Here is an 11,287-nt window from a genome sequence, read left to right as displayed (position 1 = left end):
TTAAAGCTTGATTGATTATAGAAATTATAAAGTTTGGCAGAAATCACACCGGTTGGTTATTGATGTCTATAAAACTACTCATTCTTTTCCAAAGAGTGAACAGTTTAACTTTGTAAGTCAAATAAATAGGGCAACTTTATCAATACCGACTAACATTGCAGAAGGATGTGGCCGTGAAACTCAGAAAGAGTTAATCCGATTATTGCTTTAATTAAAACTATTAAAAAATCACTTTAAGCTTGTCGCTTAAAACTTAGAACTTATTACCCATGTTAAGAAGAAATAGAAGATTACGTACTTCGGAAGCCATTCGGAATTTGGTTCGCGAGACCATCATTACGCCGGCCGACTTCCTAGTTCCATTATTTATTGTTGAAGGAAGAGGCATTAAGGAAGAGATTCCTTCTATGCCCAACTACTATCGCTATAGTTTAGATCTTCTTTCTGCGGAAGTAAAAGAGTTATGGTCGCTAGGGTTACAATCGGTTTTACTCTTCGTAAAAGTGCCAGACAATTTAAAAAATAACAAAGGAACCGAAGCACTTAATCCGCAAGGCTTGATGCAACGTGCAATCAAAACGGTAAAGAACGCAGTTCCCGAAATGCTCGTTATGACCGATGTTGCATTAGATCCTTATTCTGAATATGGCCATGATGGAATTGTACACAACGGAAAGATCATCAATGATAAAACCTCAGCGATCTTAGCCCAAATGGCCGCATCGCACGCACAAGCAGGTGCCGATTTTGTAGCGCCTAGTGATATGATGGATGGCCGCATCTTTGATATGCGCACCTTATTAGAAAAGGAAGGCTATGTTGACACGGGTATTATGAGTTATAGCGCAAAATATGCTTCGGCATTTTATGGTCCGTTTCGCGATGCGCTTGATTCGGCTCCTGTGGCTATTCAGGATATTCCGAAGGATAAAAAAACCTATCAAATGGATCCTGGAAATCGTAGCGAAGCCATTAAAGAAACACTTATGGATATTGAAGAAGGCGCCGATATTGTCATGATCAAACCAGGTCTTTGCTATTTGGATATTGTGCGCGATATTAAAGAGGTTGTCGACGTGCCTGTCGCCGTTTATCAAGTAAGTGGCGAATATGCTATGCTTAAAGCTGCTGCTCAAAACGGATGGTTAGATCACGATGCTGTGATGATGGAGCAAGTAACAGCCATTAAGCGAGCCGGAGCCAATATTATTGCTAGTTATTTTGCAAAAGACGTCGTTAAACTATTAAGTTAAGCTGTATGAAAAATGTGTTATTGCTGTTTTTTCTTTCATTTTTCTTTGTAAATGTTACGGAGGCGCAAGAAACTCCCACGCTTCAAATTAACGCTGAAACGATCATAAAAGACACCGCTGGAACGCGTATTTCACTAAACCGTTTTATCAGTCTTATGGAAAGTGATCAATGGACTTTTGACCCCAAAACCGATGCAAATGGTGTCATGTATATTCAGATGTTGCCCCTTTCAGAAAATCAGCAAAATGTGCAAGTCGCGATGGAAGAAATGGAAAGCGAATTTCACGGCATCAACCTTCCCTATTTTAACTTGATCGATCGGGATGGAAACCTGATCACTTCAGAAACGACCAAAGGAAAAGTAGTTGTTTTTAATTTTTGGTTTGCTTCTTGTCCGCCCTGCATCAAAGAAGTTCCAGAACTCAATGCTGTCTATCTAAAATATAAAGATAGAACCGATATTGTTTTTGCAGCGGTTACTTTTGAAAAGGAAAGCAGAATTAAGACCTTTCAAGAAAAATATGCCTTTGCATACCCAATCGTGGGTAGCGAGTCTGATTTTAGTCAGAGTATTTCGCGTGGCGCATATCCAACCAATGTGATCGTAGGAAGAGATGGCACCATTGAAGAGTATATTTCGGGTGGTATGGTAGGCATTGGTAAACAAATAGAAGCGGCGATCGAAGCGGCTTTGTAATAATATAACTTCGGAAGTATGAAACTAGGAACGACGCTACTCATCATGATCATTTCAGCAACAAACTTTGCGCAAGAATATCAGGTTTAAAGTTTTAAGGGTTTTTCCTGTTTCCATAGTTTATATTTTTCACTAATTTGTAAACTTAATTCTGATCGAACATGAGCGAAGCCAAACAACTTAAAATTAATGATAAAACTAGCGATGAAGACGAACCTAAGGACATTAATAGTTATTTAGATTTTACCATCACTGATGAGTTAATAATTGGTCTTTGTGGTCCAATTGGCAGTGATATAAATTTTGTTTCTAATAATTTAAGGAAAATTCTTGAAGATAATTTTGGTTATGAATGTATAGAACTCAAAGTAAGTAGTATAATAAAAAAACAATATGACATTGTCAATAAAGCTAAGACCTTCAGTAGTTATAAAGAACTCATTGATTTAGGAAACAGGTTAAGACGTGAGTCGGGTAATGATATTCTTTCAAAAATTGTAGTGCATGAAATTACCAAAGATCGACAAGCCAAGTCTAACACTAGTTTAGAGTTGGTAAAGAAAAAAAGAATCTGTTATATAGTAAACTCAATAAAACACATTTCTGAATATCGACTACTTAAAAGAGTTTATCAAAATATTTTTTACTTTATAGGTGTCTTTTCCCCTCTTGAGGTTAGAAAAGAAAATTTAAGTTTGAAAGGAATGGACAGTCCAGACATAGAACGTTTGATAAATATCGATTCTGAACAAATTGAGGATCACGGTCAAAAAGTAGCAAAAACTTTTCCAAATGCAGATTATTTCTTAAGAATTGAGGACAGTAATGATCAAGTAGTAGAAAATAAACTTGGCCGATTTTTAGATTTAATTTTTGGCACAAAAATTACTACTCCGACTTATCAGGAGACAGCAATGTATATGGCTTCTTCTGCTGCGGCAAATTCTGCCTGTCTATCTAGACAAGTAGGCGCATCAATAACAAATAAGCTAGGTGATATTATTTCTGTAGGGTGGAATGATGTTCCAAAATTCGGTGGAAATCTTTATACCGAAAACGATTTATCAAACGATGATCATCGTTGTATAAATAAAAGCGGCGGAAAATGCTTTAATGATGAGGAAAAGAATGTACTTATAAAACTAATTACAGATGAGTTGCTGAAAGAAAAAATAATAGTTAAAGAACAGTATGAAAAGACCTATAAAGTATTTAATAACTCAAGAATTAAGGATTTAATTGAATTTTCAAGAGCTGTTCATGCGGAAATGCACGCTATGATAAATGCTACTCAAAAATCTGGTTCCGAAATTCTTGGAGGTAAGCTATTCTGCACTACATATCCTTGTCATAACTGTGCTCGACATATAGTAGCTGCAGGTATTAAAGAAGTCTACTATATTGAACCTTATAAAAAAAGTTTGGCTCTAAAATTGCATAGCGATTCAATAACCGAAAGATTAAATTCAGATAACCGTGTTAGAATTATTATGTATGACGGGGTTTCACCTAAAAGATATATTGATTTATTCAAAACCCAAGATGCTGAAAAAAGAAAAAAGGATGGCAAAAAATCAATTGAAAGTCGGAAAAATGCTTCTCCAAGAAAAAGTATTTCCTTAGAAGCGATTCCTTTTTTAGAACGAAAAGCTACTGAAGAATTAAATAAAAGTGATAAATTTGATAAAATCCTTATCTAAAATGCCCAACAATAATCAGAATTCCAAAAATCAACTAAAATTGAATTTTGAGAATACTGCGAAAGAAGTAAAAATTATTTCTATTCAAAGATCTCAAAATAGAGAGCTCAACACGAAAATTTTAAATCGTAAAAGAAATTAAACTTAACAAAACTAACAACCGCTTTAAAGCGGTTGTTTTATTCATGACGAAATCGTTTTTTATCTTTGTATTACTTGCTTCTTCTTTAAGCTTTGCGCAACAATCTAGTGCAAAAGAAGCCTGGCTAGAAAAGTGGGAAAACTCAAAAGACTACTTGGTTGCAATCGCTGAAGTCATGCCAGAAGAACACTTCGGTTTTAAACCTACTGAACGCCAAATGAGCTTTAAAGAGCAACTTATTCATATCAAAGGAAATATGGATTGGTTGAGTTCCACTTACTTTTCCGAAGAAGACTTTAAACGTGAAAAAACGGTGATTCCTGAAACAAAAGCAGCGGTGATTGCATTACTTTCCGAAGCATTTGATGCAGCAAAAGCGAAAGTTGAAAGTGCTTCGGAAGAAGATCTAGAACGTACAATTGACTTCTTTGACGGACCAAAAAGCAAACTCCAAATGTTGAACTTATTGCAAGATCACGTGAGCCATCACCGCGGACAACTAATCGTCTACCTTAATCTCAATAGCGTTGAACCTCCAAAATACGTGGGTTGGTAGGTGCTAAAATTTAATAAACATTTATCAGTGCTGTAATTAGTTTTCGTTTACATTTGGCACATGAAGTCGTTTGTCTTTTTACTGAAAGCTTTCGGAATCCTTGCGATTGGCCTCGCGTGGAGCACGACTACTTTTGCGTATTCTGCAACAGTTTCTGAAATTTCTTCGGAAACAGAGCAAACGCAGCATGTAGAAAACTCTAACAAAGGACATTTTTACTTTTCTCAGGAAGCCGAAACGACCGTACAGATTTTAGCTGAAAGTGACTTTTTGGGTTATGGAAATACTAGCACTTCATTTACTTCTGAAGTGTTTTTACACCTTAATACTACTAAAAATTCGGCTGAGTTATTTCTGCAAGACAAGCGTAAAAAGTTACGTGAATCTATCTTTCCATTTCATTTTTTCTCCTAGTTCTATTTTTTGTAATTAACTGTATTGCCGCAATATGACTCGCTCTGTTGCCAGAAAAACAAAAAATATCACAATCTATAATTTTATTATATCATGGAAAAAAATGCACTATTACTAGACGCTATTATTCTATTGGTTATCATCGCGCCAATAGCAGTATTAATTATATATGCTTTCTCTCAAGATAAACGAGTGAAGCGGCAGATAGACCGACTTTGCAAAACAAATGAGATCACCCTAAATGAATTTGAAATCAATGGTGATGTTGTAATTGGTTTGGATGCGAATCATAAAAAAATGATTGTTTCTAACCGTAAAGATGTTGTAAAGAACTTTCAAGTGATCGATCTTGATCAAGTGAATCAATGTAAAACAAAAGTGGTAAATCTTAATAAGAAGACCATTGATTGGGTAGGACTCGAACTTCTAAGCAAAAGCGGAATAAAGGATATTATGTTCTATTCGGAAACTGATGAAGACGGTCCGGCTACAGATCCGCAAGCATGCTTACACAAAGCACATCAATGGGAAGACAAAGTTCGTCCGTTGGTTCGAGCATCATAAAGAAAAAAGGGCGGGAAATTCCGCCCTTTTTTTTCTAATTAACATTCTATTGCAATATATCCCCTTTAAAATCTTTATTTTAGTCGGAAACTTACGCTACGCATGACGTTACTTATTGTTTACGCAGTCATTTCTATTTTTATCTCATTCTTGTGCTCCATTTTGGAAGCTGCTTTATTGAGTTTTACGCCTACTTTTATTAAGATGAAAACACAGGAAGGCAAAGGCTACGCACAAACATTGGCCGGATTTAAGAAAAATATTGACCAGCCACTTATTGCCATTCTAACGCTCAACACCATTGCTCATACGGTGGGAGCTATTTTAGTTGGAGTTCAAGCCGAAAGTTTACCCTATAAAATAGATTTCTTAGGAATAAATATTGTGGGTATCGTTTCAGCGATCATGACCATTTTAATTTTGATCGTTTCAGAAATTATTCCGAAGACCATTGGAGCGACCTACTGGAAAAAATTAGGTAAGTTCACAGCCCTCTTTTTGAACATTATCATTTTCCCATTGAAATACACAGGTATTTTATGGCTGCTGAACCTTACAACCAAACTTATTGGAAAATCGGCTCATGTAAGTACAATGAGTAGAGAAGAGTTTATTGCGATCACTGATGCAGCTGAACAAGAGGGTGTTTTTGAAGAAAGCGAAAGTGCTGTTATCAAAAATTTATTACTCTTTAAATCGGTTACGGCTAAAAATGTGATGACTCCATTTCCTGTAGTGATCACCGAAGATGAATCGACCACATTGAGTCAATTTCATGAAACGCATAAAAATTTGCAGTTTTCGCGAATTCCAGTCTATAAAGAGAAGAGTCACAATATCACCGGTTTTGTTCTTAGAGACGACTTGTTAGAAGAAATCGTTGAAGAGCGCGGAGATAAACCACTCAGTGATATCAAGCGGGAAATAAATATGGTTAACGATAAAATTCCAATTCCAGAGTTATTTGACACCTTTATTAAGCAGCGCGCTCATATTGCTTTGGTTGTAGATGAATTTGGAAATACTACAGGGATCGTAACTATGGAAGATATCATCGAAACCCTTTTAGGCCTTGAAATAATGGACGAAAGCGATGCGATTGAAGACATGCAGGTACAAGCCCGAAAAAACTGGGAACGCCGCGCAAAACGCATGGGAATTCAATTAGAGGATCAAGAACCAACTGATTAAAATTGCTGACTTAACTCTCTATTGATGTTTTTTAAGATGGTGCTTAAAAATCTCGAAATATCATAGGGTTTTAATATAATGTCATTCATTCCAGACTCATGGATCTTGCCGCGAATTTCGTCTGCCTCAACTGCTGTAAGTGCAATGATAGGGACTTGTTTATTAAACACCCGAATAGCCTCGGTTGCTTTGATGCCGCCCATTCCGGGCATATGAATATCCATTAACACCAAATTATACGTATTCTTTTTAACCATTTCAATGGCTTCTTCGCCACTATCAGCTATGCTGCAGCTAAAGTGCCGCGACTCAAGTATCTTTTGGGTTATTTTTTGATTGATCTTGTTGTCATCTACTATAAGTATATGATAATTTTCATAAATCGGTTCCTCAAAAATGACTCCCGCTTGATTGACATTAAATAATTCGGCAACATCATATGCAGGATCTGCTTCCAATGTGATGATAAAACTAAAAGTAGATCCTTCGCCAACTGTACTTTCTAAGTGAATTTTGCTGTCATAAAGTGCTAATAATTTTCTAACAATAGGAAGACCCAGACCGGTACCCTGATAATTATAATTATTGTTCTCTATTTGAGAAAACTCTTCAAATATAGACTGTTGTTTATCTTGTGGAATTCCAATTCCGTCATCTCGTACAATAAACTCTGTTCTGTAAGCTCCCGGCTCTTCCTGCCCTACCAAACGCACAAAGAGGTATATATTTCCGTTTTCATTAAATTTTACAGCATTTCCCACAAGATTCATTAGTATTTGTGATAAACGTACTGAATCTCCTAGAAGCCGGTTAGGAATACCTTCCTCCATGTGCAAATGAATCTTATTATTATTTTGCTCTAAACTAAAGCTAAAAGACCTTATAATGCCATTTAACAAGGTATCTAGCGCAAAAGGAGTGCGCTCCAACTGAATACCATTTGCATCCATTTTGTTGAGAATGAGTACATCATTAATCAGCGCCAAAAGATAGTCTGCCGAAAATTTTAACGATTTTAGATCGTCATTGTGCGCCTTTAGCTCTTCATTTTCTAAAAGTATAGACGAAAGACCAATTACTCCATACAAAGGAGTTCGCAATTCATGACTTACGGTAGAGAAAAATTGTGTTTTTAGTTTCGAAAGCTTTTCAGCTTTATCTTTGGCGATAATAAGTTCTTTATTCTTTTCTGAAAGACCTTTGATGTATCTTTTTCTCGCTCGAAAAAACATAAAAAAGGCGCCAAGTGCTATGACCAAAATAATAGTTGCAATAAGAAAAATGCTAGAAAGCAACCGAGATTTTTTAACTAGTGCTTCGGAATAAGCTTTTTCTTTCTGGGCAATTTCCAGATCCTTTTGATACTCTTGAATCCCAAGTTTGGCACTCGCCTCCATGACAGCCGTTTCATTTTCGGCAGCGTGAATTTTATCTTTAAGCTGTTGTTGTTTCTTTAAACTGGCATTCGCTAGTGCCAACTTATTCTGAATTTCATAAATCGCTGCTAAATACTCATGTGCCTCTGCTGCCTGCTCTAAATGATTACCCTCTTCCGCAGCTCTTGCGGCCTGTTTTAAAATAGTGATGGCCTCTTGATCTCTACCAACATAGTGATAATACCGTCCGAAGAGAATATTAAGATTCAGGTATAATAGCGGACTTTGTTCTCTGTCTTTTGAGACCAATTGTGCTTTTTGTAGATAGGGCCAAGCTTTTTTATGCGCTCCCATATCGAGATAGGTCCAGGCAATATTCATGTATTGGGCGATACTCTTAACGTCTGGAGCTCCACTACGCTTATTGATCTCAATGCCTTTGGCGTAATAATCAATCCCTTTTTGAAAATAAGCTTCGTCTTCTGCAAAACTATTTCCAAGATCATTGTAGGCCCACGAAATAAGCGTATCTACTTTAGAATCAATAGCTTTTTCTAACGCTTTACGATAGTATAGTCTGCTTTTGGAGGTGTCTTTAATACTATAATGAATGATCCCCAATTCAATATATCCTCTAAAAGTATAGTAATTGTCTTGTGCTTTTATTGCTTCGTCAACAAGTCGTGAACTTGTTTCCATCGCGTTCTTAAACTGGTAATCATAATATTGATCACTCGCTTTGTTTAAAATTATTTCTAAACTATCTTTAGAAAGGACTGTATCTTGAGCGTGAGCATAGGGTAAATTAACGCACAATAAACAAACTATAAGTAGTTGTTTCAAAAGCATTTGTAGGAGATATTGGGATATGCAATGTAAGAATTTACATCGTTATTTCAAATTTATTTTATATTATTCAAGTTCTTATAAAATAGTTAGTTTTATCTTAGCTACTATGGAAACAGCGTATATACAATCCCCCATCGGGATCCTCGAATTAAAAGGTTCGGCAGACGGATTAGCCTCGGTGCTCTTTTTAAAAGACACTTCGGAAATCACAAGAACCGAAATTCCAGCTGTATTACAAGATGCTGTCTTCCAGCTCAAAGAATATTTCAACAACCAACGCAGTAATTTTAACCTCACATTGAATCCACAGGGAACCGATTTTCAGAAGAAAGTATGGCAGGAATTGCAAAACATTCCTTTTGGCAAAACCACGTCTTACCAGCGTATGGCTAATACTTTGGGAGACCCTAAAGTAATTCGAGCTGCCGCCTCCGCAAACGGAAAAAATCCTATTTCAATTATTATTCCTTGCCATAGAGTTATAGGAAGTGACGGATCTTTAACTGGTTATGCGGGAGGATTACATCGCAAAAAGTGGTTGCTAGAACATGAAAGCCCCGCCAAACAACAATCGTTATTTTAGCTTCATGAGATACCTAAAACGCTTTTCTCTTTGGTTCTTCGGAATTGTACTTGTTCTTATAATGTTTCTTTATATAACCGACTATGGTTATATCCTTAAAGGAGTGCGAGTGGTTTATCTTACAGGCCATATAACTGCCTATATTGACGATCATCCCTATTTTGAAAATGATGAAATTGCAGCCAGCGATACACCTCAACCATGGCCTAAACACGAGGCCTACAATAGCGTGCCAGCCACAAAATACCTATCAGAAACAAATACACAACTTGGCACCGTTGCATTTCTAATCATAAAAAATGACAGTTTGTGGTTTGAAGAGTATTTTGAGGATTTCGATCGTGATTCTCAGACAAACTCCTTTTCCATGGCTAAAAGTATCACGAGCGCCTTACTTGGAAAGGCCATAAAAGATGGTTTTATTAAGAGCTTAGACCAACCTATTAGTGATTTCTATGAGCAATACAAAGGCTCTAAAACTACGGTAGGTGATCTTTCTTCTATGGCTTCAGGTCTCGATTGGGACGAGTCTTATACGAGTCCGTTTAGCGTCACAGCTCGCGCTTATTACGATGATGATCTAGCCGAAACCATCCTAAGTCAAAAAGTAACAGAAGCACCAGGCCAATCATTTAAATATCTCAGCGGAAGTACACAACTCTTGGGTTTGTTGATAGAAAAGGCAACAAACAAAAAATTAGCTGAATTTCTTTCAGAAAGCTTTTGGAAACCAATGGGAGCAGAACATACTGCGCTTTGGCAGGTTGATGATGCTGAAAATCAAGTAGCGAAGGCATATTGCTGTATTGCAAGCAATGCACGTGATTTTGCTCGTTTTGGAAAATTGTATAAAGACTTCGGAAATTGGAATGGCCAACAACTCATCGATTCATCTTTTGTTGCAACCAGTATTAAGCCACGTTTTGAGACGAGTCCCGAATATGGCTACGGATTCTGGCTGAGTGATCACCTAGATAAAGAACTATTTGTAATGCGCGGTATTTTAGGGCAATATGTAATTGTAAGCCCTAAAGATGATGTCATCATAGTTCGCTTAGGTCATCAACGTGGAGGCAATGCCGGAAGGCCCATGAGTGACGATTTCTACATTTATGTGGAAGAGGCTTTCGCAATGCTCGCCTCAGAAGACTAAAATTTTGTATCTTTAAACTCCTTCCCACATTACATTTTAAAACCATGTTACATCGTATTCATTTGGAAAATATCCTGTTTCTGGATATTGAGACCGTTCCGCAGCATTCAAGTTATGACGCATTAGACGACACTGGCAAATCACTTTGGGAACTCAAAACAAAATATCAACGTAAAGACGAATTTACGCCAGAGGCATTTTATGACCGAGCTGGTATTTGGGCCGAATTTGGGAAGATCGTTTGTATTTCCGTTGGCTATTTTAAAATGAAAGGCGATGTTCGGAGCTTTCGGGTCACGTCTTTTCACGGAGAGGAAGAAACGATTTTAAAAGAATTCAAAAATTTGCTCGAAGCATACTTTAATAAAGCACAGCATTTGTTATGTGCTCACAACGGTAAAGAATTTGACTTTCCATATATCGCAAGACGTATGATCATCCATGGCATCGACTTACCTTTTAAGCTGAATCTCTTCGGAAAAAAGCCTTGGGAAGTCGCACATCTTGACACCCTTGAATTGTGGAAATTTGGTGACTACAAAACATTTACTTCGCTGAAATTAATGGCTTACGTCTTAGGCATCCCTTCTCCAAAAGACGATATTGACGGTAGTGAAGTACGCGATGTTTATTATGTAGAAAAAGACATAGATCGGATTATCACCTACTGTGAAAAAGACACGATCACTGTTGCCCAGATTATTTTAAGGCTTCGAAATGAAGCACTATTGACTCCAGACGAAATTCTTTCTGTATAAAAAAACCCGCTCTTTCGAGCGGGCTAAAGGTTTTAAAGCATGTGGGGAAT

Annotated in this window: 12 protein-coding genes; 11 read left to right on the top strand and 1 reads right to left on the bottom strand. The window is 36.9% G+C overall.

Going from position 1 to position 11,287, the window contains the following annotated elements; translation table 11 throughout:
* Nucleotides 1–7 precede the first annotated feature (7 nt).
* The 8 genes from ACY2RU_RS12560 (at nt 8) to ACY2RU_RS12525 (ending at nt 6,518) form a co-directional block, all read left to right on the top strand.
* On the top strand, nt 8–211 hold the full coding sequence (locus ACY2RU_RS12560) for a four helix bundle protein (protein ID WP_490138809.1): 204 nt from the start codon (nt 8–10) through the stop codon (nt 209–211).
* A gap of 58 nt (nt 212–269) precedes the next feature.
* Nucleotides 270–1,253, top strand: a complete 984-nt coding sequence (gene hemB, locus ACY2RU_RS12555; protein ID WP_490138808.1) for a porphobilinogen synthase — start codon at nt 270–272, stop codon at nt 1,251–1,253.
* A gap of 5 nt (nt 1,254–1,258) precedes the next feature.
* Complete coding sequence (locus tag ACY2RU_RS12550) at nt 1,259–1,951, top strand: peroxiredoxin family protein (RefSeq protein WP_490138807.1); 693 nt, start codon at nt 1,259–1,261, stop codon at nt 1,949–1,951.
* A gap of 161 nt (nt 1,952–2,112) precedes the next feature.
* Nucleotides 2,113–3,651: an anti-phage dCTP deaminase gene (locus ACY2RU_RS12545; RefSeq protein WP_490138806.1), complete on the top strand. Its 1,539-nt coding sequence runs from the start codon at nt 2,113–2,115 to the stop codon at nt 3,649–3,651.
* A gap of 185 nt (nt 3,652–3,836) precedes the next feature.
* Complete coding sequence (locus tag ACY2RU_RS12540) at nt 3,837–4,349, top strand: DinB family protein (RefSeq protein ID WP_490138805.1); 513 nt, start codon at nt 3,837–3,839, stop codon at nt 4,347–4,349.
* A 60-nt stretch (nt 4,350–4,409) separates the two neighbouring features.
* On the top strand, nt 4,410–4,763 hold the full coding sequence (locus ACY2RU_RS12535; protein WP_490138804.1) for a hypothetical protein: 354 nt from the start codon (nt 4,410–4,412) through the stop codon (nt 4,761–4,763).
* Between the two features lie 93 nt (nt 4,764–4,856).
* Nucleotides 4,857–5,327 carry a hypothetical protein gene (locus ACY2RU_RS12530; RefSeq protein WP_490138803.1) on the top strand — a complete coding sequence of 157 codons (471 nt, stop codon included), beginning with the start codon at nt 4,857–4,859 and terminating at the stop codon, nt 5,325–5,327.
* 102 nt (nt 5,328–5,429) lie between these two features.
* The gene (locus ACY2RU_RS12525) at nt 5,430–6,518 is read left to right on the top strand and encodes a CNNM domain-containing protein (RefSeq protein ID WP_490138802.1); all 1,089 of its coding nucleotides are present in this window, start codon (nt 5,430–5,432) and stop codon (nt 6,516–6,518) included.
* Here the strand turns inward: ACY2RU_RS12525 and ACY2RU_RS12520 are convergent.
* Nucleotides 6,515–8,737: a tetratricopeptide repeat-containing hybrid sensor histidine kinase/response regulator gene (locus ACY2RU_RS12520; RefSeq protein WP_490138801.1), complete on the bottom strand. Its 2,223-nt coding sequence runs from the start codon at nt 8,735–8,737 to the stop codon at nt 6,515–6,517. The two genes, ACY2RU_RS12525 and ACY2RU_RS12520, sit on opposite strands and share 4 nt — an antisense overlap.
* 112 nt (nt 8,738–8,849) lie before the next feature.
* On the opposite strand from ACY2RU_RS12520, the gene ACY2RU_RS12515 reads away from it, so the two are divergent.
* The 3 genes from ACY2RU_RS12515 to ACY2RU_RS12505 are packed head-to-tail and all read left to right on the top strand — an operon-like array spanning nt 8,850 to nt 11,237.
* Nucleotides 8,850–9,326, top strand: coding sequence for a methylated-DNA--[protein]-cysteine S-methyltransferase (locus ACY2RU_RS12515; RefSeq protein ID WP_490138800.1), 477 nt, complete (start codon nt 8,850–8,852; stop codon nt 9,324–9,326).
* Between the two features lie 4 nt (nt 9,327–9,330).
* On the top strand, nt 9,331–10,479 hold the full coding sequence (locus ACY2RU_RS12510; protein ID WP_490138799.1) for a serine hydrolase domain-containing protein: 1,149 nt from the start codon (nt 9,331–9,333) through the stop codon (nt 10,477–10,479).
* 44 nt (nt 10,480–10,523) lie between these two features.
* Entirely contained in the window at nt 10,524–11,237 is a 714-nt protein-coding gene (locus ACY2RU_RS12505; RefSeq protein ID WP_490138798.1) for a 3'-5' exonuclease, read from the top strand.
* Nucleotides 11,238–11,287: the final 50 nt, after the last annotated feature.

Source organism: Ulvibacter sp. 2305UL32-6 (genome assembly GCF_058148545.1).
This window is presented reverse-complemented; position numbering and strand designations above follow the sequence as displayed.